Raw genomic sequence first — 24,815 nt, forward strand, 5'->3', positions numbered from 1 at the left:
ATCCGCCGGAGGCAACCCGTGCCCGCGCACATCCCTGAACCCACCGAGCCCAGCTCCCTCGAGCCCGGCTCCGCCGATCCGCTGGGGCGCGAACGCGCCCATCTCGCCGACTCGCGTGCCGCGCTCCGCGCGATGCGCGAGGACGTCCAGGCACTCGACATCCGCGATGTCACCGCGAACTGGGTCAACGCCGCCGTCCTGGGGGCCCAGATCGAGGAGCGCATCAAGGCGCTCGCCGATCTCTCCCACACGCCGCTCTTCTTCGGCCGGCTGGACTATCTGCATGTGGTCGGCGCGGAACAGGCGGAGGGCGCGTCGGGAGAGCGCTTCTACATCGGCCGCCGCCATGTCCACGACGCGAACGGCGAACCGATGGTCATCGACTGGCGCGCGCCCGTCTCGCAGCCGTTCTACCGGGCGTCGAAGAAGGACCCGCTGGACGTCGGCCTGCGGCGGCGCTTCGGCTACACGGGCGGCGACCTCACGGCGTACGAGGACGAGCATCTGACCGACCCGGCCACCGATACGTTCTCCGGCTCCGCCGGGGGGTCGCGGACGAGCAAACTGCTCCAGGCCGAGATCGAGCGCCCGCGCGTCGGCCCGATGCGGGACATCGTCGCCACGATCCAGCCGGAGCAGGACGAGATCGTACGGTCCGGGCTCGGCGGCACCGTGTGCGTCCAGGGCGGTCCGGGCACCGGAAAGACCGCGGTGGGCCTGCACCGGGTCGCGTATCTGCTCTACGCGCACCGTGAGCGGCTTGCCCGGACCGGGACGCTGGTGATCGGGCCGAACCGTTCCTTCCTCCACTACATCGAGCAAGTGCTGCCCGCGCTAGGAGAGTTGGAGGTCAAGCAGGCGACGGTCGACGACCTGGTGGCCCATGTGGAGGTACGCGGCACGGATGCGGCGGACGCGGCGGTCATCAAGGGCGATGCCCGGATGGCGGAGGTGCTGCGCCGGGCGGTCCGCGCCCATGTGACGATGCCGACCGAGCCGCTGATGGTGGTGCGCGGCTCGCGGCGGTGGCGGGTACCCGCGTACGAAATCGAGGAGATCGTACGGGAGTTGCTCGACCGCGATATTCGCTACGGCGCGGCGCGCGAGGCTCTTCCGCAGCGGATCGCGCATGCGGTGCTTGTCCGTATGGAGCAGGCGGGCGAGGCGCCGGACGACCGGGTACAGGACGCGGTGGCGCGCAATCCCACGGTGAAGGCGGCGGTGAAGGCGGTGTGGCCGCCGGTGGACCCGGCGAAGCTGGTACTGCGGCTGCTGTCGGACACGGAGTTCCTGGCGGAGCACGCGGAGGGACTGCTGAGTGCGGACGAGCAGAAGACGGTGCTGTGGGCGAAGCCGGCACGTAGCGTGCGGGCCGCCACGTGGTCTTCCGCGGATGCGGTGTTGATCGACGAGGCAAACGATCTGGTGCAGCGCACGCACTCGCTCGGCCATGTCGTGCTGGACGAGGCGCAGGACCTGTCGCCCATGCAGTACCGCGCGGTGGGCCGGCGCTGCACGACGGGCTCGGCGACGGTACTCGGCGATCTGGCGCAGGGCACCACGCCCTGGGCAACGGCGAGTTGGGCCGACGCGCTCGTGCATCTGGGCAAGGCGGACGCGGTGGTGGAGGAGCTGACGGCCGGTTTCCGCGTGCCGCGCGAGGTGATCGCGTACGCCTCGCGGCTACTGCCGCACATGTCGCCGGGCCTGGCGGAGGTCCGTTCGGTCCGTGAGTCGCCGGGCTCGCTGGAGGTACGGGAGGTGGCGGACGTCGCCGGTCTGGACACGGCGGTGGTGACCGCCTGTACCGAGTCGCTGCGCCACGAGGGTTCGATCGGCCTGATCGCCGCGGATGCCCGGATCCCGGCGCTGGCCGAGGCCCTGACGGCGGCCGGCCACGCATTTCTCTCGCCCGGCGACGAGACGACCGCCGAGTCCCGCCTCACCTTGGTCCCGGCATCCCTCGCCAAGGGCCTGGAGTACGACTACGTGGTGCTGGACGAGCCCGCCGCGGTCGTCGACGGCGAGCCCGACGAACGGACCGGCCTGCGTCGGCTCTATGTGGCCCTGACCCGGGCCGTATCAGGACTGACCGTGCTGCACGCCGCGCCGCTGCCCACCCAACTCGGCGGTCAGTAGCGCGACTCACTAGACGTAGCCGCGAGTGTCGTGCCCGGCGCCCGACCGGGCACCGGGCACGACACTTCATGTCAGGTTCCGACATACGGGGCATGCCGCCCGTCGGTACCCGCTCGCGCTAGGGGACGAACTGATTGTTGACCAGCGTCCACGTTCCGTTGCAGTCGATGCTGACTTCTGCGAACGCCGGGTCTGTCGTGCCCGGGGGAGGATCGACGGCCTCGTCTCCGCGATCGACGTCACAGAGCGTCTCCCAGACCTCCCCGCTCGTGGTGATGACCTCGACGAACACCTGATTGGGGGTTCTCTCGTCGATCGTGGCGTCACAGGCGCCCTCGATCGTCACCGGCGGGTCACCGAGCGTGGTGATGTCCGTCCAGTCGAATGGGTCGACCTGGGGGGTGAGACCCCTGGCCCCGACCCAGATTGTCCCGTCGTTGACAGCTGCGAAGACCTGCGTCTGCCCGTGAATGTTGGAGTTGATGCTGTGGCACGTCCCATCAGCACCGGTCGGTCCGGTCCCACCGGTCGGCCCTGTGCCACCGGTCGGTCCGGTCCCACCGGTCGGCCCTGTGCCACCGGTCGGTCCGGTCGGTCCGGTCGGACCGACATCCCCGGTCGGGCCGGTCGGACCCGTCGGCCCACGGTGCCCGTTCTTTCCGTTCTTTCCGTTCTTTCCGTTCTTCCCGTCCCTTCCTTCCTCTCCGCGAAGCCCTCGAGGCCCGGGCTGGTCCATCGTGGTCGTCGGGGCATTCACTCCCACAACGACACGGGACTGCCCCACGGCGGTGTGCGCGGCGGCCTGCACCGGTACCGAGGCCGCTCCCAGCGCGGCGGTCAGCAGTGCAAGCATGCTGCCGGTCACCAACTTCTTGCGAAGAAACGCGCGCGGCAAGCTCCTGTTACCAGGAATCATGCGACTCTCCCTTGGTCCTTGGTCCTTGGCGGAGACTTGTTGAACGTCGACCCGCTACTGCGTGGACAATCGGAGCAAGAGAGACACATCTTGACCTTTCACCTCCCCGTATCACCTGCCCGGTCGAGGTATTTGCGCCGAAAGTGCAAACACACACCGAAAAGGCTGAAAATCAGCCTTTTCGGTGTGTGAGGGGTCCGAGGCGGGCCCGGTTTATCCGTCCAGCGCCTCCCGCCATTCCCGCACCGCCGGCGCCGCCACCGGGGCCGACCAACCGCCCGGCCGCGCCGCGCCGCCGATATGGAACGCGTCCACGCCCGCCGACCGCAACGCCGGCAAGTGGTCGAGGCGCAGGCCGCCGCCGACCAGGATCTGCGGCTCGTAACCCGGTTCACCCCGTCGCGCCGCCTCCGCCAGCAGCGTCGGAAGCCCGGCATCGACGCCCTCGGCCGCGCCCGCGGTCAGATACGTGTCCAGACCCGGCAAATCCGCCAGCTGCTTGCGCAGCGCATCGCGGTCCGCCGCCCGGTCGATCGCCCGGTGGAATGTCCACCGGCAGCCGTTCAGCTCCGCCACCACCCGCTCCACCGCGACCAGATCGGGGTTGCCGTTCTCGTCCAGGAACCCGAGCACGAACTCCTCCGCGCCCTCCGCCCGCAGCTCTCGCGCGGCCCGCACCAGCGCGTCCACGCCGCTCACGTCACCCGCGGCGAACCCGTCGCCGAGGCGCAGCATCACACGCAGCGGGATGTCGACGGCCGCGCGGACCCGGGCGTACGTCTCCCGGGTCGGGGTCAGGCCGTCGGCCGACATGTCGGTGACGAGCTCGAGCCGGTCGGCCCCTCCGGACTGGGCGGCGACCGCGTCCTCCGCGTCGAGAGCGATCACCTCCAGGACTGCACGGTTGCTCATGGAACTCCATTCCTCCAGGGAGACGACTACGGCTCATACAGGTCTAGTCCAATCCCAGCCTAATACGCATGTACGACGAAGGCAGCTGTACGAGCTTCCGAGCGGGGCTTCCGCACAGGATCCCCACGTGCGCCGTATACGACCTGGGGGTATACGCGGGGTGACGCTGCTCGCCGTACACACTGATGAGGACGAGTCCGAAGTCCTGCGGCCGGCAGGTGCGTTGGAGCACGCGTCCGAGCACCCCGTCGCGCTGGAGGACGCCAAGGACGAGGCCGTAGCCGCTGGCCGTACCCCGATCGCCGTCGCCGCCGCCTGGGACAGCGCGGCTTCAGGGCGGCCCAGCGGAACCGTAGGTGCGGCTCAGCCGCCCGGGCCGCCGCTTCCGAACGCGCCGCCACCGTCCTCCCCGGGCGGAGGCGCGGCCTCGGGCTTCTTGCTGGGGCTGTGCGTGCTGTGGGTCTTCATGTTGTACGGGAGGAGCCGCCCGCCGTCATGCGGGAAGTCGTCCTCGTCCGGCTCACGGATCTCTTCGATGTGCGCCGGGTGGTCGGGCGGCTTCGGCTGCTCCTCGGGGCGCGGCGGGACCTGCTGATCCCGTCGTCTCCCGTCGAACCACATGGCGCCCGCCAAGAGCGCAATGAGGAAGACTCCGAAGATGAAGGGCGCGGCTCCCTTCAGCTGCTCAGCGACCGCGATGTCGGAAACCGGGCTGTTCTGCGCGAGCATCAAGGCGTTCATGGGGTCTGCCTCCGCACACCACCGGAATGGCATACATACCCTTTGCCCCATTGTCGCCCCTCACCACCGTCACCACCGCTTCAGCCGAAGAAGACCAGCTCCTTCTCGTTCGCTCCGGTGAGCTCGTAGCGCGTGCCGGTCAGCGGGCGGCCTGCCAGCAGGCGGATCAGAGTCGGGGCCGCTCCGGTGTACGTGGCGGGGTCGGGGCTGTCCGCGCCGAGGACGATCGGGCCGTCCCGGCCGTCCAGCCGGGCCAGCAGCGGCATGGTCCTGCGGGCCCTGGTGAGCCCGGCCAGCAGCTCCAGCGCGTACCCGAGGCCCTCGCCCGCGTACGCTCCCGGCTCACCGAACGCCTCCCGTACGTCGCCGGCGTGCACCCACTCGCCGAGAGCGATGCCGTCCAGCAGCCCATGCTCCGCCTTCGCGATGACCGGCCCGGCCTCGGTCATACCGCGCTCCAGCTCGTCCACGACGCGGGAGTTGGACCACTCGGCCCGTTCGGCGATATCGCGGTCATTGGACTCGGGGCTGAACACACCCTCCTCGAACCGCCCCTCCACCACCCGCATCAGCGCCGCGCCGCAGTGCGCGAGCACATGGCGCACGGTCCATCCGGGACAGCAGGTACGGAGGGCGAAGTCCTCGTCGGGGCGGGCACGCAGCAGCGGGACCAGGGCGTCGCGCTCGGTGCGCAGCAGCCGGCCGGGAAGCTCGGGATCGCGTACAGATTCCATGGCGCCCAGCCAACCGCATCCGAGGGGGCCCCGCTCTAGAGTCGCCCCATGACCGACGACTTCGTGGACCTGCGCGCACGCTGGAACCGGACCCTCCTCGCCGCCCGCCACGACGCGGGCGCACCGGACCCGCTGCCGTACGCCGAGAATCTGCTCTCGCGCTGGTCGGAGCCGCAGCGCCACTACCACACGGTCGATCACCTGATGGCGGTGCTGAACCATATCGACGTACTGGAGGAGCACGCCGCGGATCCGGACCTGGTCCGCCTCGCGGCCTGGTTCCACGACGCGGTCTACCTCCCCGACCGCTCCGAGAACGAGGAACGCTCCGCCCACCTGGCGGAACGCGCCCTCACCGAGGCCGGGTTGACCCCCGCCGCCACCGCCGAGGTCGCCCGGCTGGTCCGCCTCACCGTCACCCACGCGCCTGAGATCGACGATCCGAACGGCGCGGTCCTGTGCGACGCGGACCTGGCCATCCTGGCGGCGCCGCCGGAGCCGTACGCCGCGTACACCGCGGCCGTACGCGAGGAGTACGCCTTCGTCCCGGACGACGCCTTCCGCGAGGGCCGCGCGGCGGTGCTGCGCCAGCTGCTCGGCCTGCCGCGACTGTTCCGTACGCCGCACGGGGAGCGGGAGTGGGAGTCGCGTGCGCGGCACAACCTGGCGACAGAGCTGAAGCTGCTGGCGTCCTGACCCGCGTTTCTCGACGTCCGGCGCGCGCGGGACGGCGCGCGCGGGACGGCGCGCGCGGGAGCGCGCGCCGAGGTCTGAGTCACTGCCTTCTGCGCGGTGATCACCCGATCGCGCGACGCCGACGCAAGCGGCCTCGCGAGGTGGTAACCGCACCCCCTGGGTTCGTCCGCCCGACTCTCGCCGGGAGCCCTCAAGCGGGGCGCCCCTTGCGTCTGCGCAGCCCCGCCTTCGTCAGCAGCACGACCACCTCGCGGCTGGACACCTCCACCGCGCCCGCCCCCACCGCATCGGCATACCGGTGCGACGGCACGTCGTAGTGGTCCCGCTCGAAGGCCCGCGGCGGGCAGCCGATCGATGCCGCGAACGCGTGCAGCTCCTCGTACGAGACATCGCTGACCAGGTGCGACCACAGCCTGCCGTGGCCCGGCCAGGTCGGCGGGTCGATGTACACCGTCACGAGAGGCCGCCGACCGGCGCCACCACGACGCCCGCCTTCGCGCAGACCCAGTGCGGCTCCGGGCCCAGCTCCGGTTCGACATCCAGCGCGTGCGGGTCGCCGGCGTCGCAGACCGGGCACAGCGGCCATCTGCCGTGCCGCTCGAGCAGCGCGTCCTGGACGTCCTGGGCCACCAGGCCGGCGACGTACTCGACGCCCTCCGGCCACTGCTCGACCCACCAACGGCGGTGCGTCACCGCGTCCTCGACCAGCGAGACGACCCCGGCGTCGGCCACATCGCGGGCGGCCAGGTCGGCGAGGACCAGCGCACGCGCCGCGTGCAGGGCCTGCTCGAGTGGGTTCGCGTCGTCCATGAAGCCATTGTCACCCCACCTGCTCCACTGCCGGCCGGCGGTCCGCTCCCGGCTGCCGGTCCGCCCCGGACCCAAGGGGGTTGACGACAAAGGAATTCCGAAAATATCTTTCAAGGGTGACCAATCCAGTGAAGGAAATTTTCAGCGTCGACGCTCCGCCCGCCCCGGCCGCCCTCGCGGCCAAGGTCCGGACCCTCGCGCCGTCCATGACCCGCTCCATGCAGCGGGTCGCCGAAGCCGTCGCCGACGACCCGGCCGGCTGCGCCGCCCTCACGGTCACCGGCCTCGCCGAGCTCACCGGCACCAGCGAGGCCACCGTGGTCCGCACTGCCCGCCTCCTCGGCTATCCCGGCTACCGCGACCTGCGCCTCGCGCTCGCCGGGCTCGCAGCCCACCAGCAGTCCGGCCGCGCGCCCGCCGTCACCGCCGACATCGCCGTCGACGACCCCATCGCGGACGTCGTCACCAAGCTCGCGTACGACGAGCAGCAGACCCTCGCCGACACGGCCGCGGGGCTCGACACCGTACAGCTGGGCGCCGCCGTGGCCGCCGCCGCGACCGCCCGCCGTATAGACATCTACGGCGTCGGCGCGTCCTCCCTCGTCGGCATGGATCTCGCCCAGAAGCTGCTGCGGATCGGCCTGATCGCCCACGCCCACGCCGATCCGCATCTCGCCGTCACCAACGCCGTGCAGCTCCGCTCCGGCGATGTCGCCATCGCCATCACCCACTCCGGCTCCACCGGCGACGTCATCGAGCCGCTGCGCGTCGCCTTCGACCGCGGTGCGACGACGGTCGCGATCACCGGCCGCCCGGACGGGCCCGTATCGCAGTACGCCGACCATGTGCTGACCACCTCCACCGCCCGCGAGAGCGAGCTGCGGCCGGCCGCGATGTCGTCCCGTACCAGCCAACTCCTCGTTGTGGACTGCCTGTTCATAGGCGTGGCGCAGCGCACGTACGAGACGGCGGCCCCTGCCCTGGCCGCTTCGTACGAGGCGCTCGCCCACCGGCACAGCCCCCGCACCCGCTGAGCACCCCGATCACCGAACCCCTCCCCCCCACGGACCGAGAAAGCTGAGCCGCTCTTCATGACCTTCTCCTACGGTGAACTCCGCGCCGAGCTGGCCACCCTCACCACCGAGGCGTTCCGGCCCGAACTCGCCGAGATCGACCGGCTCCCCACCCTCGAGATCGCCCGGATCATGAACGGCGAGGACGAGTCCGTCCCCGCCGCCGTCGCCGCGCAGCTGCCGCGGATCGCCGCCGCGATCGACGACACCGCCGAGCGGATGTCCCGCGGCGGCCGGCTGGTCTACGCCGGCGCCGGCACGGCGGGGCGCCTCGGCGTACTGGACGCGAGCGAGTGCCCGCCCACCTTCAACACCGACCCGACCGAGGTCGTGGGCCTGATCGCGGGCGGCCCGTCCGCCATGGTCAAGGCGGTCGAAGGTGCCGAGGACAGCAAGGAGCTGGCCGCCGCCGACCTGGACGCGCTGAAGCTGACCGCGGACGACACGGTGGTCGGGATCTCCGCCTCGGGCCGTACCCCGTACGCGATCGGCGCGGTCGAGCACGCCCGCTCCATCGGAGCGCTCACCATCGGCCTGTCCTGCAACGCGGACAGCGCACTCGGCGCGGCCGCCGACCACCGCATCGAGATCGTCGTCGGCCCCGAACTGCTCACCGGCTCGACCCGGTTGAAGGCCGGCACGGCGCAGAAGCTGGTCCTCAACATGATCTCGACGATCACGATGATCCGGCTCGGCAAGACATACGGGAATCTGATGGTGGACGTCCGCGCCTCCAACGAGAAGCTGCGCGCCCGCTCCCGCCGGATCGTCGCGCTGGTCACCGGCGCGTCGGACGAGGAGATCGAGGCCGCCCTCGCCGCGACCGACGGCGAGGTGAAGAACGCCATCCTCACCATCCTCGGCTCGGTCGACGGCCCCACCGCCGCACGGCTCCTGACGGAGAGCAAGGGCCATCTGCGCGCGGCACTGCAGTCCGCCCGCCGGTAACCACCGACTGAACGTCCCCCCACAGCAAGGCACTCCGCACCATGGCAACAGACGCCCCCAACGCTCCTGACGCCCCGGACGCTCCCAACGGCCCCAACGCCCCGGACAAGAACACCACCGTCGCCGCCGCCATCCTCCCTCTGGTCGGCGGCGCCCGGAACATCACCACCGTCGCGCACTGCATGACCCGCCTCCGCCTCGGTCTGCGCGACTCCTCCCTCGTACAGGAAGAGGCGCTGAAGGCGCTTCCCGCGGTCATGGGCGTGGTCGAGGACGACACGTACCAGATCGTGCTCGGCCCGGGCACGGTCGCCCGGGTCACCCCGGAGTTCGAGGCGCTCGTGGCAGCGGCCCCCAGGACCGCCGATGACCTGGCCGACCGGGGTGCCGCCATCAAGGCGGCCCGGAGGGCGAAGAATTCGACGCCCTTCAAGCTGTTCCTGCGCCGTATCGCGAACATCTTTGTCCCGCTGATCCCGGCCCTCATCGGCTGCGGCATCATCGCCGGCCTCAACGGCCTGCTGGCCAACCTCGGTTGGGCCCCGGCCGTGGTGCCCGCACTCGCCGCGACGGCCTCCGGCTTCATGTCGCTGATCGCGGTCTTCGTCGGCTACAACACCGCGAAGGAGTTCGGGGGTACGCCGGTCCTGGGCGGCGCGGTCGCCGCGATCATCGTCTTTCCGGGCGTCGCGAAGATCACCGCCTTCGGTGTCCATCTCTCCCCCGGCCAGGGCGGCGTCCTGGGCGCGCTCGGCGCGGCGCTGCTCGCGGTGTACGTGGAGAAGTGGTGCCGCCGCTGGGTGCCGGAGGCCCTGGACGTCCTGGTCACGCCGACCCTCACGGTCCTCGTCGCCGGCCTGGTGACTCTCTTCGGCCTGATGTTCGTGGCAGGTGAGATCTCCACCGCGATCGGCGAGTTCGCGAACTGGCTGCTGGCAGGCGGCGGCGCTGCCGCGGGCTTCGTCCTCGGCGGTCTCTTCCTGCCGCTGGTGATGCTGGGCCTGCACCAGGCGCTGATCCCGATCCACACCACGCTCATCGAGCAGCAGAGCTATACGGTCCTGCTCCCGATCCTCGCGATGGCGGGCGCCGGGCAGGTCGGCGCGGCGGCCGCGGTCTACGTCCGGCTGCCCCGCAACACCTCGATCCGCAGCACCATCAAGTCCGCGCTCCCGGCGGGCTTTCTGGGCGTCGGCGAGCCGCTGATCTACGGCGTCTCGGTCCCGCTGGGCCGACCGTTCATCACGGCCTGCGTCGGCGGCGCGTTCGGCGGCGGCTTCGTCGGCCTCTTCAACATGCTGGGCGACAAGGTCGGCTCCACGGCGATCGGCCCCTCGGGCTGGGCGCTGTTCCCGCTGCTCGACGGCAACAAGGGCCTGGGCGAGACGATCGGGGTCTACGCGGCCGGGCTGCTGGTCGGTTACGTCGTCGGCTTCCTGGCCACGTACTGGTTCGGCTTCACCGGGCCGATGCTCAAGGAGCTCAACGTGGCCCCGGAGGAGTCCCTGCCCCCAGTGGCAGCGGGCTCCCCCGCCCCACCGAAGGAACCCGCGTCGGCCACGACCTGACGCCCCCGTACGCCCTTCGGGCGTGTCCTCAATCGCCGGACGGGCTGAGATTCAGCCCGTCCGGCGGAAGATCAAGCCCGTCCGGCGATTGAGGAGCGGGGTCCGGGGCGGAGCCCCGGCTCGGACCTACGCCGCTCCCGCCGCCTGATCCGGCGCCGCTTTTCTGCGGCGGCGCAGCTCGCGCCGGAGGTGAGAGGCGCATGAGTTCGGCGACTGTCCGGTGAGCGTCGACTACCGCATGCCCGGCGGCACCCCTTCGGAAGAGGTGCCGCCCGCGTCACCTCGCAGCGGGCCGAGCATGTCCCGGCCGGCGGCTCGACGGACTAACGCGTCGCGCAGAGTGTGTCGCGGGACGGGCGTTCGCCGGTGAGCAGGAACCCGGTCACCGCGTCGTCGCCGCAGGCATTGCCGTCAGCACGGTAGGCACCGTGGCCGACCGCGTCGACCGTGACCATCCTGGCCCGGTCGCCGAACGCGGCACGCATCTTCAGCGCGCCGGCGAGCGGTGTGGCGGGATCGCGCAGGTTCTGGATCAGCAGAATGTTCGACGGGCCGCCGTCCGGCGTGACGCGGACCGGGCGTTCTCGCGGCTCGTCGTGCCAGAAAGCGCACAGCGCGATGTTCACCGGCATCCCCCCGGTGAGCGGGTACCGCTTGCGGCTCTTCGCGACGTCCTTCGCGTACACGGCCGGGTTCGCGTCCGGCCAGGCGTCGGCGTCGTTGCAGAGGGTCGCGCCCGAGACGGCGACCGTGTTCTGCATGGCCTCATCAGGAGGCGTACTCGCCGCGGGCAGCGGGGAGCCGTCGCGGGCGGCCGTGATCAGCCGGCCCAGGGCAGGGAAACGGGCCTTGGAGTAGAGGCTGTCCAGCAGCGACTGGCGCAGGACATTGCCGTTGAGCTCCTCCGGGTTGGCGCCGGGCCAGGGAATCGGCGCCCGGTCGAGCCGTGCGGCAAGCGCCAGGAACATCGGCCTGACCTCCGCGGGGGTCTCGGCGAGACGGCCGGGATTGCCGGGATCGGCCGCCCAGGCCGCGAAGTCCGGGAACGCGTCCTCGACGCCGATCTGGTAGTTGGCGAGCCAGCCCCGCGCCACCCGCTCGGGATTGGGGTCGTCGTTGCTGTCCAGGACCCAGCGGTCGGTGCGCTGCGGGAACATCTGCGCATACACGGCTCCCGCGTACGTCCCGTACGAGACGCCCCAGGCGGAGAGTTTCCGTTCGCCGAGTGCCTGGCGGATCCGGTCGATGTCCCGGGCTTCGTTGCGGGTGCTGATGCTGCGCAGCACCTCGCCGCCCTGCGCGGCACAGGCGTCCGCTAGACGGCGAGCGGTGGCGGTGTTCCCCTCGATGCCGCCGTCGGCATCGGGCCACGGCCGCACCTTGACCAGTGCCAGGTCCTCGTGCGCCAGACCGCAGCCGACCGGCGTACTACGGCCGACGCCCCGGGGGTCGAAACTCACGATGTCGTAGGCGTCGCGCACCGACTGCGGCAGCGCCTTTCCGCGTCGGGAAGGCTCGTTGATCCCGGAGTTGCCGGGTCCGCCGGGGATCAGCAGCAGCGTGCCACGGCGGGCAGCGGGGTTGTCGCTGCGGATACGGGAGACCGCGAGGGAGATGCGGGACCCGCGGGGCTTCGCATGGTCGAGCGGAACGGACACGGTCGCGCACTCCTGACGCGGGTCGAGCCCGCTGCCCGGGCACTTCTCCCACCGGACCGCCGTCTCCGGCCGCGGGGCTGCCGCGGCGGAGGCGGGCGCCGGGAGGGCGACAAGGGCGGTCGCGAGAACGGGAAGGGTGAGAGCCACTGACGTGAAGCCGGGCTTCCGGCTGCCGAGGATTCGCATGACAAGACCCTCGCGCAGCCGGAGCCGGTGTCCCACCGGGCCAACTGGCCTGTTCACCGGGGGGTTTGCCCCACCCCGAGACGCCTCGGGGTGGCACCCCGACTCACGGGAGCCGGCCCTCCGTATTCAGCCGGCGCACCCGCGCCCGGAGCACCTCGCCCGGCGGGGCCGGGGTCAGGGCCTCCGGTGGACAGTCCCACTCCCGGCCGCCGCCGGGTGGCCGCAGCTGCACATAGCCGCCTTCGTGGCCCATCACCTGCCCGATCCGCCCGTCGCGGGCGTCGACCGCGAACTCCCCGGCGTTCACCGCCGTACCTCGTGCAGTACGGCGGCCAGCCGCAGTGCCGTGTCCAGGTTGCAGCGGCCCAGTTCGACGAGCGGGTACGGCGCGTCGCTCGCGAGGGACACCACATCCACCCGCAGCGACGGCAGACTCACGCCCACCTCGCCCAGCTCGCCGCGCAATTGGGCCACCACCTCTTCGGCGGCTCGCAGCCGCTCCGCCGATCGCACCACCATGACCAGGCACCTCCACGCTGAGTGTTCGCGTTACGTACACAGCGTGTCCGGTGGATGGCTAGCCTGAACACTGACGGCGCCCAACAATCCCACGTGTGCGACCAGGAGTTGCCCATGCCCGGACCGAAGGATCTCGACCCGTCGTCCTCCCCGCGCGCGCTGCTCGGCGCGGAATTGCGCCACGCACGCGAGAAGGCGGGCCTCACCCAGGAGGAGCTGGGCGCGCCGCTGTTCGTGAGCGGTTCGTTCATCGGCCAGCTGGAGGCGGGTACGCGGCGGATGCAGCCGGAGTACGCGAGCCAGATAGACGAGCTCCTGCGGACGAACGGTTTCTTCCAGCGGAACTGCCGGGTATCGGGCAAGTCGAGGTATCCGGACCACTTCGCGGAAGCGGCGGAGGCGGAAGCGGTCGCGACGACGATCAAGGAGTACGCGCCGCTGCTGATTCCGGGACTGTTGCAGACGGAGGCGTACGCGCGGGCGGTGTTCCGCGCGTATCAGCCGACCGCGACGGAGGCGGTGATCGACGAGCTGGTCGAGGCACGTCTCGCCCGCGCGCACCTTCTCGACGATCCAACAACGCCGTTGTTGTGGGCGGTTCTGGACGAGGCGGTGTTACGGAGGGCTGTCGGCGGCTTCGAGGTGATGGCGGAGGCACTTGGCCATGTGGGATCGCTGATCAGACGACACCGAATCATCGCGCAGGTATTGCCGTTCGACGCGGGCGCGCACATGGCTCTCGAAGGTCCCGTAAAGCTGATGTCCTTCACCGACGCACCCCCTCTCGCGTATCTCCAGGGCCTGGGAACAGGTCAGTTGCAAGATGATCCGGCAAGGGTCGCGCGTTACGAACTGACCTACGATCTGCTCGGGGCCAGCGCATCGTCACCGGAAGCGTCCTTGGCTCTGATCGAATCAGTGGCGGAGGATTACGCCCATGAGGATCAGCCCTGAGTACAACCTGAGCGGCGCGACCTGGCACAAGTCCAGCTACAGCGGAGGCGACGGCGGCAACTGCCTGGAGGTCGCCACCTGGCGCAAGTCCACCCACAGCGGCGGCAGCGGAGGCGACTGCCTCGAAGTCGCCGACGGTCACCCCGACATCGTCCCCGTCCGCGACTCCAAGAACCCCGACGGCCCGGCCCTCGTGTTCCGGACCGCCGCCTGGTCCGCCTTCGTCGCCGACCTCAAGCAGCACTAGCCGGCGGAGCCCCTCGGAACCGGCCGTTCTCGTTCGTGTGCCGAGGGGCCGCCCTCCGGTTCTCGGCACCTTGGGCACTCGGATACCCATGCCATCGCTCGCCCACCGACTCAGCGGGACCGGGGCGCCCGGCGCGCCCCTGCCTGCCGGGGATGTCAGGATGGCCCTATGACGACCAAGGTCTACTTCGACATCACCATCAATGACGCCCCCGCCGGGCGGATCAACTTCAACCTGTACGACGACGTCGTTCCCAAGACGGCGGAGAACTTCCGCGCGCTCGCCACCGGCGAGAAGGGGTTCGGCTACGAGGGGTCCTCCTTCCACCGCGTCATCCCCGACTTCATGCTGCAGGGCGGCGACTTCACCCGCGGTGACGGCACGGGCGGCAAGAGCATCTACGGCGAGAAGTTCGCCGACGAGAACTTCAAGCTCACCCACAGCAAGCCGGGCCTGCTCTCGATGGCCAACGCCGGTCCGAACAGCAACGGCTCCCAGTTCTTCATCACCACCGTGCTGACGCCGTGGCTGGACGGCAAGCACGTCGTGTTCGGCGAGGTCGCCGACGAGGACAGCATGGCCCTCGTCAAGAAGATCGAGAGCTACGGATCGCAGAGTGGCCGGACCAAGGCCAAGATCACCATCTCCGGCTCCGGCGTCGCCTGACGAACCTGCGGGACCTGAGCGGCCGAGAGGTCCGGGTCCCCGCGTGACCACGCGCTGAAACGCCCGAAGGCGGCACCCCTGTCAGGGATGCCGCCTTCGGTCGCGTAACCGGGCTTACTGAGCCGAGGCTCAGAAGTCCATGTCACCGCCCGGCATGCCGCCGCCCGCGGGGGCACCGGCCTTCTCGGGCTTGTCGGCGATGACGGCCTCGGTGGTGAGGAACAGCGCCGCGATGGAGGCCGCGTTCTGCAGAGCAGAGCGGGTCACCTTCGCGGGGTCGATGATGCCCTCGGCGATCATGTCGACGTACTCGCCGGTCGCGGCGTTCAGACCGTGGCCGACGGCCAGGTTGCGCACCTTCTCGACGACGACGCCACCTTCGAGACCACCGTTGACGGCGATCTGCTTGAGCGGGGCCTCCAGCGCGAGCTTCACGGCGTTGGCGCCGGTCGCCTCGTCACCTTCGAGGTCGAGCTTCTCGAAGACCGAAGTCGCCTGGAGCAGAGCCACGCCACCACCGGCGACGATGCCCTCCTCGACGGCGGCCTTGGCGTTGCGCACCGCGTCCTCGATGCGGTGCTTGCGCTCCTTGAGCTCGACCTCGGTCGCGGCGCCGGCCTTGATGACGGCCACGCCGCCGGCCAGCTTCGCGAGGCGCTCCTGGAGCTTCTCACGGTCGTAGTCCGAGTCGGAGTTCTCGATCTCGGCACGGATCTGGTTGACGCGACCGGCAACCTGGTCGCTCTCACCGGCACCGTCGACGATCGTGGTCTCGTCCTTGGTGATGACGACCTTGCGGGCGCGGCCCAGCAGGTCCAGACCGGCGTTCTCGAGCTTGAGGCCGACCTCCTCGGAGATGACCGTGCCGCCGGTGAGGATGGCGATGTCGTTCAGCATCGCCTTGCGGCGGTCACCGAAGCCCGGAGCCTTGACGGCAACGGACTTGAAGGTGCCACGGATCTTGTTGACGACCAGGGTCGACAGGGCCTCGCCCTCGACGTCCTCGGCGATGATCAGCAGCGGCTTGCCGGACTGCATGACCTTCTCGAGGAGCGGCAGCAGGTCCTTGACCGAGCTGATCTTCGAGTTGACGATGAGGATGTACGGGTCGTCGAGCGACGCCTCCATACGCTCCATGTCGGTGGCGAAGTACGCCGAGATGTAGCCCTTGTCGAAGCGCATACCCTCGGTGAGCTCAAGCTCCAGACCGAAGGTCTGGGACTCCTCGACGGTGATGACGCCTTCCTTGCCGACCTTGTCCATCGCCTCGGCGATGAGCTCGCCGATCTGGGTGTCGGCGGCGGAGATGGAGGCCGTGGAAGCGATCTGCTCCTTGGTCTCCACGTCCTTGGCCTGCTCGAGCAGTGCACCGGAGACGGCCTCGACGGCCTTCTCGATACCGCGCTTGAGGGCCATCGGGTTGGCACCGGCGGCCACGTTGCGCAGGCCCTCGCGGACCAGCGCCTGGGCGAGGACGGTCGCGGTGGTCGTACCGTCACCGGCGACGTCGTCCGTCTTCTTGGCGACTTCCTTGACCAGCTCGGCGCCGATCTTCTCAAACGGGTCCTCGAGCTCGATCTCCTTGGCGATGGATACACCATCGTTGGTGATCGTGGGGGCGCCCCACTTCTTCTCGAGGACGACGTTACGGCCCTTGGGGCCGAGGGTGACCTTGACGGCGTCGGCGAGCTGGTTCATCCCGCGCTCGAGACCGCGCCGTGCCTCCTCGTCGAACGCGATGATCTTGGCCATGTGAAGTGGTCCTCCCGGACTGGGGTGGATTCTCCGGACCGCGCTGGCGCCCGCGACGGACGGCCTGCATGCCTTGTGGTTCCTTGCCCCACCCGGCCTGCGGACCTCACCAACCCGGTCCTCGTTGTCACTCTCACTGTCAGAGTGCTAACGCCAATGATTAGCACTCGCCCTAGGAGAGTGCAAGCGACTCTCACGGATCGAAGCCCCCCGAGCGGACGCGCGAAGGGACCCGCGGACGGGCACAGGAGCGGACGCGCGAGCACACCCGCGGGCAGACGCACGAGGGGCCCGCATCCCTGGTGGGATGCGGGCCCCTCGCCGTGAGTGCGTCGGTGGCCGATCGCGCCGAGATCAGACGGCGAGCTTGACCATATCCGCCTGCGGACCCTTCTGGCCCTGCGAGATCTCGAATTCGACTCGCTGACCCTCTTCAAGGGTGCGGTAACCGTCCATCTGGATCGCACTGTAGTGGACGAAAACATCCGCACCACCGTCGACCGCGATGAAGCCGTACCCCTTCTCCGCGTTGAACCACTTGACGGTGCCCTGAGCCATGCCTAACTCCCCTATTACTGGCCCTTGCGCAGGACCGCACTTCGCGGACCCTGGGTCAGACCTCCACCCTCCGACAGGAGAGGGTGTGCGCCGGAACGCGTCGACCGCGGCTGAATGTATCTGCCCAACTGCCCTCTGCAACAGGTCAATCCGACGAGAAATCCGAGCACGCGTGAACGGATAATTGAACTGAATTCAATAAATTCCGGGGCAAGTCGGGCCCGGCAAATGACGCTTAAGAGGCAATTCGAGCGAACTTATTGGCTGCTTCTCGATGGGCCAGGACGCATTCTCATATGCGGCCGGCATAAGCAGCGGCGGGGCCTTCCCCAACTGTACCGCGCTCAACCATACAGAATTGCCCCCTCCGCTTCTCTTGCGGAGGGGGCAATTCTGGTAACGCTGCGTAGCTCAGCCGCCGGCGACGGCAGGAATGATCGAAACGCCCGCACCGTCCGGCGTCGCGGTCTCAAGACCCTGCTCGAAACGGACGTCGTCGTCATTCACGTACACGTTCACGAAGCGGCGCAGCTTGCCCTGGTCGTCCAGGACGCGCGCGGCGATGCCCGTGTGGTTCTGCTCCAGGTCGGCGATCACCTCGGAGAGCGTCGCGCCCTCTGCCGGGACCTCGGCCTGACCGCCCGTGTACGTACGGAGAATGGTGGGGATGCGGACGTTCACGCTCATGGTGTTCTGCCTTCCGTAGGTAGTCAGCGGGCCAGGCCGGCGTCGCGGAACGCGTCGAGGCTCGGGCGGATGGTCGCCGTGGGTCCGGTCGTCGGGGCGACCGCGTCGAGGGTCTTGAGACCGTCGCCGGTGTTGAGCACGACCGTGGTGAGCGCCGGGTCGAGCACGCCCTCCTCGATCAGCTTCCGCGTCACGCCCACGGTCACGCCGCCCGCGGTCTCCGCGAAGATGCCCTCGGTACGGGCCAGCAGCTTGATCGCGTCGACGATCTGCTCGTCGTTGACATCCTCCACCGCGCCGCCCGTGCGGCGCGCGATGTCCAGCACGTACGGGCCGTCGGCCGGGTTGCCGATGGCCAGCGACTTGGCGATGGTGTCCGGCTTCTGCGGACGTACGACGTCGTGCCCGGCCTTGAAGGCCGTCGACACCGGCGAGCAGCCCTCCGCCTGGGCACCGAAGATCTTGTACGGCTTGTCCTCGACCAGACCGAGCTTGATCAGCTCCTGCAGACCCTTGTCGATCTTGGTGAGCTGCGAGCCCGAGGCGATCGGGATCACGATCTGGTCGGGCAGCTGCCAGCCGAGCTGTTCGCAGATCTCGTATGCCAGCGTCTTGGAGCCCTCGCCGTAGTACGGGCGGAGGTTGACGTTGACGAAGCCCCAGCCCTCGCCCAGCGGGTCGCCGATGAGCTCCGAGCAGAAGCGGTTGACGTCGTCGTAGTTGCCCTCGATGCCGACCAGCTCGCCGCCGTACACCGCGGCCATGACGACCTTGCCCTGCTCCAGGTCGTGCGGGATGAACACGCAGGAGCGGAAGCCGGCCCGTGCGGCTGCCGCACCGACGGCGCCCGCGAGGTTGCCGGTGGAGGAGCAGGAGAGAGTCGTGAAGCCGAAGGCGCGCGCGGCCTCGACGGCGATCGCGACGACGCGGTCCTTGAAGGAGTGCGTCGGGTTGCCGGAGTCGTCCTTGATGTACAGGCCACCGGTAACGCCCAGCTCACGGGCGAGATTGTCGGCCTTGACGAGCTTGGTGAAACCGGGGTTGATGTTCGGCTTCTCGGCCACGTCGGCGGGGACGGGCAGCAGCGGGGCGTACCGCCAGATATTGTTCGGACCCGCTTCGATCCGCTTCTTCAGCGCGTCGGAGTCGCCGCTGGGCAGGTCGTACGCGACTTCGAGGGGCCCGAAACACAGGGCACAGGCGAAGATCGGGCCGAGGTCGAAACGCTCTCCGCACTCGCGACACGAGAGCGCCGCGGCGGGACCGAGGTTCACTGGAGTGGTGCTTGCGACAGTCTGAACAGCCATGGAGGCGAGGCCCTTTCTCCTCATCTTCCCCGTGACGCATTTCGCCACGAGACGGAATTGGCACCTTCCCCACCGTGACCTCGCGGTCGGCGGGAGGGTTGCCGGGGCTTCAACGGGCCGTTCCCTCTGCCCCTCTGGATGAGCGGTATTCGATTGTCAGCGTGAGGACCCCCGACATGCGACGGTCATCCGCGTTGTTCAAGACTGTAACCGAAGGCCTGGACGGTTGAGATAGTCGTCCGAACCGCGAGATGAAGATCATGGCCCCTGCCGCTGGCGCGGCGTGGCACAACCAGGGAGTAACGAGCGTGCTGGAAGAGGTGGAGCGCTGGCTGAGCAGGCGTTCCTGGTCCGTGTCCGACCGGCCGCTGCACCAGCTCATCGCTGCCAAGCGCGGTACGACCGTCAGTGTCGTGCTGCCCGCGCTCGACGAGGAGGCGACGGTCGGCGAGATCGTCACCGTGATCCGGCGCGAGCTGATGGAAGCGGTGCCGCTCGTCGACGAGCTGGTCGTCATCGACTCGGGCTCGAGCGACCGTACGGCGGAGGTGGCCGCGGCGGCCGGCGCGCGGGTGGTGCACCGCGACGCGATACTGCCGCGGATACCGGCGGTCCCCGGCAAGGGCGAGGTGCTGTGGCGGTCGCTGATGGTGACCAGCGGCGACATCGTCTGCTTCATCGACGCGGACCTCAGGGACTTCTCGGCGGACTTCGTCTCCGGGATCGTCGGACCGCTGCTGACCGACCCCGAAGTGCAGTTCGTCAAAGCGATGTACGACCGGCCGCTGGGCGATGTGGCAGGTCAGGGCGGCCGGGTCACCGAGCTGGTGGCGCGCCCGCTGCTCAATCTGCACTGGCCGCAGCTGGCCGGGGTCGTCCAGCCGCTCGGCGGCGAGTACGCGGCGCGGCGCTCGCTCCTCGAGCGGCTGCCCTTCCCCGTCGGTTACGGAGTGGAGCTGGGCCTGCTCGTGGACGCACTGCACACGGTGGGTCTTGACGCGCTGGCCCAGGTGGACGTCGGCTCGCGCAAGCACCGGCACCAGGACGGGCAGGCGCTGGGCCGAATGGCCGCGGCGATCTACCGTACGGCTCAACTACGGCTGTCCCGCGGCCACTTGGTGCGGCCGGCGCTCACGCAGTTCGAGCGCGGCGAGGACGGTTTCGAACCGCGCACCTATCCGGTGGACACGGAGGAGCGGCCGCCGATGCGCGAGATCGGTGAGTACGCGGCGCGTCGCGCGGCATAACCATCACCGCTGTAACGATTTGTCCAACACTTCCTATTTATGGGCTTCAGATACAGTACGGGCGCCCCGCGCCGCAGTGCCGGGCTTCCGCGGTTCCTCGGGGCCCTGGCATTCATCACCACCGTTCTGACCGCTGTGGTCATCCAGGGACAGGCGATGGCCGACACCGTCGCCCCGGCGAACCGGGGCGACCACAGCTCCGAGCGGCTGTGGCTCCTCGGCGGTCTGGCGCTGAGCCTGACCGCGGCCGGTGTGATCGCGGTCGCCGCCACGCGCGGGCGCCGCAATCACTGAGCGGGCGCCGCTATCACCGACCTGCTCCCGTGAATCACCAATCTGCCGACCTGCCCTTCGGCCGTACGCACGTTTGAGGGTTTGTGCGACGGGCTAGGTTTCGCCACATGGTTTCCGAGCACCCTGCTGCCCAGGTCCTCGTCGCGTCGAACCGCGGCCCGGTCTCGTACACGCTGCGCGAGGACGGCTCGCTCGACGCCAAGCGCGGCGGCGGCGGGCTGGTCTCCGGTCTCTCCGCCATCGGCTCCGAGGCGGACGCCCTGTGGGTGTGCGCCGCGCTGGGCGACGGCGACCGTGAGGCGGTACGGCGCGGGGTCGGCGAGGCCGGGGTGCTGATGCTCGACATCGACCCGGCCGTCCACTCCGACGCGTACAACGGCATCGCGAACTCCGTGCTCTGGTTCGTCCACCATCTGCTGTACCAGACGCCGGTGGAGCCGGTCTTCGACGATGAGTTCCGCCGCCAATGGGCCTCGTACGAGACCTACAACCGGGCCTTCGCGGACGCGCTCGCCGCGCAGGCGGCTCCCGGTGCGGCGGTCCTGGTGCAGGACTACCACCTGGCGCTGGTGCCCGGCATGCTCCGCGAGCTGCGGCCGGATCTGCGGATCGGGCACTTCTCGCACACGCCGTGGGCGCCCGTCGACTACTTCCGGATGCTGCCCGACGACATCGCCGAGCAGCTGCTGCGCGGCCTGCTCGGCGCGGACCGGACCTGTTTTCTGACCCGGCGGTGGGCGGACGCGTTCACGGCGTGCTGTACGGACCTGCTGGGCGCGGACTCCCTGACGGGCACCCGGATCGGCGTGCACGGGCTCGGCGCGGACGCGGACTTCCTGCGGGAGCGCGCGCACCGGCCGGATGTGGCGGAGCGGCTGGTGGCGCTGCGCGAAGAGATCGGCGGCACCCCGTCGGCGCCCCGGAAGACGATCGTCCGGGTGGACCGCACCGAGCTGTCCAAGAACATCGTGCGCGGCCTGCTCGCCTACCGGCAGCTGCTGGAGTCCCGTCCGGAGTGGCGGGAGCGAGTCGTCCATGTCGCCTTCGCCTACCCCTCCCGGCAGGACCTGGCGGTGTACCGCGACTACACGGCGGCGGTCCAGCGCCTCGCCGACGAGATCAACTCCGGTTACGGGACACCGACGTGGACCCCGGTCGTCCTCCATGTGAAGGACGACTTCGCACGCTCCCTGGCCGCGTACCGGCTGGCCGACGTGGCCCTGGTCAACCCGATCCGTGACGGCATGAACCTCGTCGCCAAGGAGATCCCGGTCGTCTCGGACAACGGCTGCGCGCTGGTGCTGTCGCGGGAGGCAGGGGCGTACGAGGAATTGGGCGAGGACGCCGTGGTGGTGAACCCGTACGACGTGACCGGCACCACCGAGGCGCTCCACGAGGCGCTGACGATGCCGGACAACGAACGGGCCGGGCGCACCAAGCGGCTGGCGGCAGCGGCGACCGCGCTGCCGCCGCAGAAGTGGTTCCTGGACCAGCTACAGGCGCTGCGCGAGATCTGACAGAAACCCGACCACCGCCGCCGGGCCCGGCAGCAGCAGATCGGCCCGCTCCGCGAGCTCGGGGACCTCCTCGCTTCCGCTGCACACCAGCAGACCGGGGACGCCGTCCGCGCGGAGCTTCTCCACCGCGGCGAAGGCGGGCAGATCCCCGAGGTCGTCGCCGGCGTAGAGCACGGAACCGGCCTTCACCTCGCGTACGTACTCCTCGAGCGCCACACCCTTGTCCATCCCGGGCGGGCGCAGCTCCAGGACCATACGGCCCGGCTCCACGATCAGGCCGTGGCGTGCGGCGAGTTCGGTGAGCGGTTCGCGCAGGGCCTCGAAAGCTGCCTGCGGGTCGGACGCACGGCGGGTGTGGACAGCGACCGCCTGGCCCTTCTCCTCGATCCAGATGCCCTGCCAGGCGCCGACGCGGTCCAGGAATCCGGGGAGTTCGGCGCGGACGGCCGCGACGCCGGGGTGCGGGGCAGGCGTATGGACGGTGCCGGAGACGGCGTCCCAGCGCTCGGCGCCGTAGTGGCCGAGGACGACGAGATGGTCGAGGCCCGGCACTCCGGCGAAGCCGCCGTACCGCACGGCGACACCGGCGGGGCGGCCGGTGATCACGGCGACGGACAGGACCCGCGGGGCGAGCGCGGCGAGCGCGGGGACCGCGCCCGGGTGGGCGCGGGCCTGGTCGGGGTCGGGCACGATCTCGGCGAGGGTGCCGTCGAAGTCGAGTCCGACGACGGTTTTCTCGGGCCTGGCGAGGATCGCGGCCAGACCTTCCCGGCCGGCGGGCGTCGACGGTGTCGGCAAGGGGTGCGCATACGGAGTGCTGCCCATGCCCCGACCCTATCGGCGACTTCGCCGGGCGTCTCTGACGCGGCGCAGCCGGTTGACGGTCACGGGGTCGTGAGCCAGGGCGCGCTCGTCGTCGAGAAGGGCATTGAGGAGCTGGTAGTAGCGGACCGGGGAGATACCGAGCTGCTCGCGGATGGCCCGTTCCTTTGCGCCGGGTCCCGGCCAGGAGTGGTGCTCCATGGCCAGAACGGCACGGTCCCGCTCGGAGAGCGCCTCGTCGTGGGTCATACGATCCAACATATCCGCGCGACGAGGCCCGCTGCCCGGCTGTCCGCGCACTCGGCTGCCCCGCTGCCCGGCTGCCCGGCTGTCCGCGCACTCGGCGGCCCGGTTGCCGGGCGGCTCGGCTGCCCGGTTGCCGGACCTCGGCTGCCCGGTTGCCGGACCTCGGCTGCGCGGTTGCCGGACCTCGGCTACTCGGCGTTCTCCGCGGCGGTGGCCGCCCGGCCGATCCGGCCGAGGACGGTCGCCGGGTCGCCGCCCGGCTCGACGGCCTTGCCTATGTTCCCCTTGATGTTCTCGCTGACCGAGGCCCACGACGTCTTGCCGACCGGCGGAAGCACCGAGGTGGGGAGCTCGTGGAGGAACTTCCTCAGCTCCAGGTGCGCCGGGTCCTTCTCCATCGCCTCGGACGCGGTGACCGTCGCCGGCAGCAGGGCGTTCTGGCCGGCGAAGTCGAGGACGTTCTTGTCGCTGAAGACGAAGTCCAGGAACTTGCCGACTTCGACGCGGTGGCCGTTCTGCTTGAAGCCCATGATCCAGTCGGCGACGCCCATCGCCGACCTGGCCTTGCCGTTCCTGCCGGGCAGCGCCACCTGGCCGACCTGGATGCCCGCCTTCTCGGCGGCCTGCACCAGCGAGGGGTGACCGTTGAGCATGCCGACCTCGCCGCGGGTGAAGGCGGCGAACGCCTCCTTGCGGTTCAGCTTGGAGGGCGCGACCGGGCCGGTGAGCTTCTTCTCGACCAGGTTCTCCTTCAGCCAGGTGAAGGTGCTGATGTTCTGCGTGGAGTCGATCGCGTACTTGCCGACCGGGTCGATATAGCCGTCGCCGCCGCTGAGCAGCCACATCATGGTCTCGGCCTGGGCCTCTTCCGGACCGAACGGCAGCGCGAAGGGGTACTTCGCGTCCGTGTTGGCCTTCAGCCTGACCGCGTCGTCCTTGAGGTCGTCCCAGGTCTTCGGGTCCTCCTTGATGCCGGCCTCTTTGAAGAGCTTCTTGTTGAAGAAGAGGAGCCGGGTGGAGGCGACGAACGGCAGACCGTACTGGACATGCCGCTGCTCGCCGGCGTCGACGAGCGGGCCGAGGAAGTTGGACTGCACGGGTACGGAGAGCAGTTGGTCCGCGCTGTAGAGCTTGTCGGCCGCGGCGTAGTCGGCGTACGCGCCGATCTGCGCGACGTCAGGGGCCTTGCCCGCCTTGACCATCTCGGCGACCTTGCGGTCGACGTCGTTCCAGGATTCGATCTGGACGTCGATCTTGATGCCAGGGTTCTTGGACTCGAACGCGGCGGCGAGATCCGCCCAGTACTTCTTGCTGCTCTGGCCGCCGGCCACGTCGTAGTCGGCCGCGACCAGCTTGAGCGTCACATCTCCGGAAGCGCTGGAGCTGCCACAGCCCGAGAGCGTCACCGTCATACCCAGTGCGGCGACTGCCGCGGTCAGACCCAAGAAGCGCTGCTGCACAGCTCTTCCCCACCCTCTGCCGTTGGTTGCCCGTCTTGTCCCAGACGGTCCCCCGCGACGTCTTCTGAGAAGAGCTGCGATTTTCCCCCATCCGGGTGATGAGGTCTACTCCACTGGATATCACTTCTGCAACGCCTGACCCACGGCGGACGGGCATT

Annotated in this window: 27 protein-coding genes and 1 riboswitch; of the genes, 11 read left to right on the plus strand and 16 right to left on the minus strand. The window is 69.8% G+C overall.

Annotated features, from left to right (window positions below):
* The first annotated feature begins 18 nt into the window (after positions 1–18).
* Positions 19–2,139 (plus strand): UvrD-helicase domain-containing protein, encoded by a 2,121-nt coding sequence (locus tag AB0D12_RS15425; RefSeq protein WP_362681815.1) that lies wholly within the window; start codon positions 19–21, stop codon positions 2,137–2,139.
* Between the two features lie 118 nt (positions 2,140–2,257).
* On the opposite strand, the gene AB0D12_RS15430 is transcribed toward AB0D12_RS15425, so the two are convergent.
* The 4 genes from AB0D12_RS15430 to AB0D12_RS15445 all read right to left on the minus strand — a co-directional run bounded on the left by AB0D12_RS15430 (position 2,258) and on the right by AB0D12_RS15445 (position 5,442).
* Positions 2,258–3,055 carry a hypothetical protein gene (locus AB0D12_RS15430; protein WP_362681818.1) on the minus strand — a complete coding sequence of 266 codons (798 nt, stop codon included), beginning with the start codon at positions 3,053–3,055 and terminating at the stop codon, positions 2,258–2,260.
* A 213-nt stretch (positions 3,056–3,268) separates the two neighbouring features.
* On the minus strand, positions 3,269–3,967 hold the full coding sequence (locus tag AB0D12_RS15435) for a copper homeostasis protein CutC (RefSeq protein ID WP_362681821.1): 699 nt from the start codon (positions 3,965–3,967) through the stop codon (positions 3,269–3,271).
* A 363-nt stretch (positions 3,968–4,330) separates the two neighbouring features.
* Entirely contained in the window at positions 4,331–4,708 is a 378-nt protein-coding gene (locus tag AB0D12_RS15440; RefSeq protein WP_362681824.1) for a DUF6479 family protein, read from the minus strand.
* An 80-nt stretch (positions 4,709–4,788) separates the two neighbouring features.
* Positions 4,789–5,442, minus strand: a complete 654-nt coding sequence (locus tag AB0D12_RS15445; protein ID WP_362681826.1) for a maleylpyruvate isomerase family mycothiol-dependent enzyme — start codon at positions 5,440–5,442, stop codon at positions 4,789–4,791.
* Between the two features lie 48 nt (positions 5,443–5,490).
* Here AB0D12_RS15445 and AB0D12_RS15450 point away from each other — a divergent pair, with 48 nt between their 5' ends.
* Positions 5,491–6,138: a hypothetical protein gene (locus AB0D12_RS15450; RefSeq protein ID WP_362681829.1), complete on the plus strand. Its 648-nt coding sequence runs from the start codon at positions 5,491–5,493 to the stop codon at positions 6,136–6,138.
* 190 nt (positions 6,139–6,328) lie between these two features.
* Here AB0D12_RS15450 and AB0D12_RS15455 read toward each other — a convergent pair whose 3' ends face one another.
* Complete coding sequence (locus AB0D12_RS15455; RefSeq protein WP_327324425.1) at positions 6,329–6,595, minus strand: DUF4031 domain-containing protein; 267 nt, start codon at positions 6,593–6,595, stop codon at positions 6,329–6,331.
* Positions 6,592–6,948 carry a hypothetical protein gene (locus AB0D12_RS15460; protein WP_362681832.1) on the minus strand — a complete coding sequence of 119 codons (357 nt, stop codon included), beginning with the start codon at positions 6,946–6,948 and terminating at the stop codon, positions 6,592–6,594. Before AB0D12_RS15460 ends, AB0D12_RS15455 begins: the two co-directional genes overlap by 4 nt.
* Positions 6,949–7,064: 116 nt before the next feature.
* On the opposite strand from AB0D12_RS15460, the gene AB0D12_RS15465 reads away from it, so the two are divergent.
* From AB0D12_RS15465 to AB0D12_RS15475, 3 genes are read left to right on the plus strand one after another with little or no spacing between them, the layout of a single operon-like run.
* Positions 7,065–7,982 carry a MurR/RpiR family transcriptional regulator gene (locus tag AB0D12_RS15465; RefSeq protein WP_362681835.1) on the plus strand — a complete coding sequence of 306 codons (918 nt, stop codon included), beginning with the start codon at positions 7,065–7,067 and terminating at the stop codon, positions 7,980–7,982.
* Positions 7,983–8,039: 57 nt separating this feature from the next.
* A complete protein-coding gene (gene murQ, locus AB0D12_RS15470) occupies positions 8,040–8,969 on the plus strand; it encodes an N-acetylmuramic acid 6-phosphate etherase (protein ID WP_362681838.1) in 930 nt (309 codons plus the stop codon).
* 41 nt (positions 8,970–9,010) lie between these two features.
* Entirely contained in the window at positions 9,011–10,537 is a 1,527-nt protein-coding gene (locus tag AB0D12_RS15475; protein WP_362681841.1) for a PTS transporter subunit EIIC, read from the plus strand.
* A 323-nt stretch (positions 10,538–10,860) separates the two neighbouring features.
* Here AB0D12_RS15475 and AB0D12_RS15480 read toward each other — a convergent pair whose 3' ends face one another.
* From AB0D12_RS15480 to AB0D12_RS15490, 3 genes are all read right to left on the minus strand, one after another.
* The gene (locus tag AB0D12_RS15480; protein WP_362681844.1) at positions 10,861–12,381 is read right to left on the minus strand and encodes an alpha/beta hydrolase; all 1,521 of its coding nucleotides are present in this window, start codon (positions 12,379–12,381) and stop codon (positions 10,861–10,863) included.
* A gap of 103 nt (positions 12,382–12,484) precedes the next feature.
* Positions 12,485–12,688: a hypothetical protein gene (locus tag AB0D12_RS15485; RefSeq protein ID WP_362682094.1), complete on the minus strand. Its 204-nt coding sequence runs from the start codon at positions 12,686–12,688 to the stop codon at positions 12,485–12,487.
* On the minus strand, positions 12,685–12,900 hold the full coding sequence (locus tag AB0D12_RS15490; protein ID WP_362681847.1) for a hypothetical protein: 216 nt from the start codon (positions 12,898–12,900) through the stop codon (positions 12,685–12,687). The genes AB0D12_RS15485 and AB0D12_RS15490 overlap by 4 nt, the downstream gene beginning before the upstream one ends.
* 114 nt (positions 12,901–13,014) lie before the next feature.
* On the opposite strand from AB0D12_RS15490, the gene AB0D12_RS15495 reads away from it, so the two are divergent.
* From AB0D12_RS15495 to AB0D12_RS15505, 3 genes are all read left to right on the plus strand, one after another.
* Entirely contained in the window at positions 13,015–13,854 is an 840-nt protein-coding gene (locus AB0D12_RS15495) for a helix-turn-helix transcriptional regulator (RefSeq protein WP_362682081.1), read from the plus strand.
* Entirely contained in the window at positions 13,838–14,101 is a 264-nt protein-coding gene (locus AB0D12_RS15500) for a DUF397 domain-containing protein (protein WP_362681850.1), read from the plus strand. Before AB0D12_RS15495 ends, AB0D12_RS15500 begins: the two co-directional genes overlap by 17 nt.
* A 168-nt stretch (positions 14,102–14,269) precedes the next feature.
* Positions 14,270–14,767, plus strand: a complete 498-nt coding sequence (locus AB0D12_RS15505) for a peptidylprolyl isomerase (RefSeq protein WP_362681853.1) — start codon at positions 14,270–14,272, stop codon at positions 14,765–14,767.
* Between the two features lie 129 nt (positions 14,768–14,896).
* On the opposite strand, the gene groL is transcribed toward AB0D12_RS15505, so the two are convergent.
* The 4 genes from groL to thrC form a co-directional block, all read right to left on the minus strand.
* Positions 14,897–16,519, minus strand: coding sequence for a chaperonin GroEL (gene groL, locus AB0D12_RS15510; protein ID WP_362681856.1), 1,623 nt, complete (start codon positions 16,517–16,519; stop codon positions 14,897–14,899).
* Positions 16,520–16,873: 354 nt separating this feature from the next.
* Entirely contained in the window at positions 16,874–17,077 is a 204-nt protein-coding gene (locus AB0D12_RS15515) for a cold-shock protein (protein ID WP_005315736.1), read from the minus strand.
* Between the two features lie 411 nt (positions 17,078–17,488).
* Entirely contained in the window at positions 17,489–17,764 is a 276-nt protein-coding gene (locus tag AB0D12_RS15520) for a MoaD/ThiS family protein (RefSeq protein WP_362681859.1), read from the minus strand.
* Positions 17,765–17,787: 23 nt separating this feature from the next.
* Positions 17,788–19,071, minus strand: a complete 1,284-nt coding sequence (gene thrC / locus AB0D12_RS15525) for a threonine synthase (protein ID WP_362681862.1) — start codon at positions 19,069–19,071, stop codon at positions 17,788–17,790.
* Between the two features lie 17 nt (positions 19,072–19,088).
* Positions 19,089–19,216: riboswitch (SAM riboswitch) on the minus strand.
* A 163-nt stretch (positions 19,217–19,379) separates the two neighbouring features.
* On the opposite strand from thrC, the gene AB0D12_RS15530 reads away from it, so the two are divergent.
* The 3 genes from AB0D12_RS15530 (at position 19,380) to AB0D12_RS15540 (ending at position 22,129) form a co-directional block, all read left to right on the plus strand.
* Positions 19,380–20,318, plus strand: coding sequence for a glucosyl-3-phosphoglycerate synthase (locus AB0D12_RS15530; protein WP_362682084.1), 939 nt, complete (start codon positions 19,380–19,382; stop codon positions 20,316–20,318).
* A 39-nt stretch (positions 20,319–20,357) separates the two neighbouring features.
* Entirely contained in the window at positions 20,358–20,612 is a 255-nt protein-coding gene (locus AB0D12_RS15535) for a hypothetical protein (protein WP_362681865.1), read from the plus strand.
* A gap of 107 nt (positions 20,613–20,719) precedes the next feature.
* Positions 20,720–22,129, plus strand: coding sequence for a trehalose-6-phosphate synthase (locus tag AB0D12_RS15540; RefSeq protein WP_362681868.1), 1,410 nt, complete (start codon positions 20,720–20,722; stop codon positions 22,127–22,129).
* Here the strand turns inward: AB0D12_RS15540 and otsB are convergent.
* The 3 genes from otsB to AB0D12_RS15555 form a co-directional block, all read right to left on the minus strand.
* Positions 22,106–22,954: a trehalose-phosphatase gene (otsB, locus tag AB0D12_RS15545; protein ID WP_362681871.1), complete on the minus strand. Its 849-nt coding sequence runs from the start codon at positions 22,952–22,954 to the stop codon at positions 22,106–22,108. The two genes, AB0D12_RS15540 and otsB, sit on opposite strands and share 24 nt — an antisense overlap.
* A gap of 9 nt (positions 22,955–22,963) precedes the next feature.
* Positions 22,964–23,212, minus strand: a complete 249-nt coding sequence (locus AB0D12_RS15550) for a DUF3263 domain-containing protein (protein WP_327324436.1) — start codon at positions 23,210–23,212, stop codon at positions 22,964–22,966.
* A 173-nt stretch (positions 23,213–23,385) separates the two neighbouring features.
* Positions 23,386–24,609, minus strand: a complete 1,224-nt coding sequence (locus AB0D12_RS15555; RefSeq protein ID WP_362682087.1) for an extracellular solute-binding protein — start codon at positions 24,607–24,609, stop codon at positions 23,386–23,388.
* Positions 24,610–24,815 lie beyond the last annotated feature (206 nt).

The organism is Streptomyces sp. NPDC048479 (assembly GCF_040651435.1).
GTDB lineage: Bacteria > Actinomycetota > Actinomycetes > Streptomycetales > Streptomycetaceae > Streptomyces.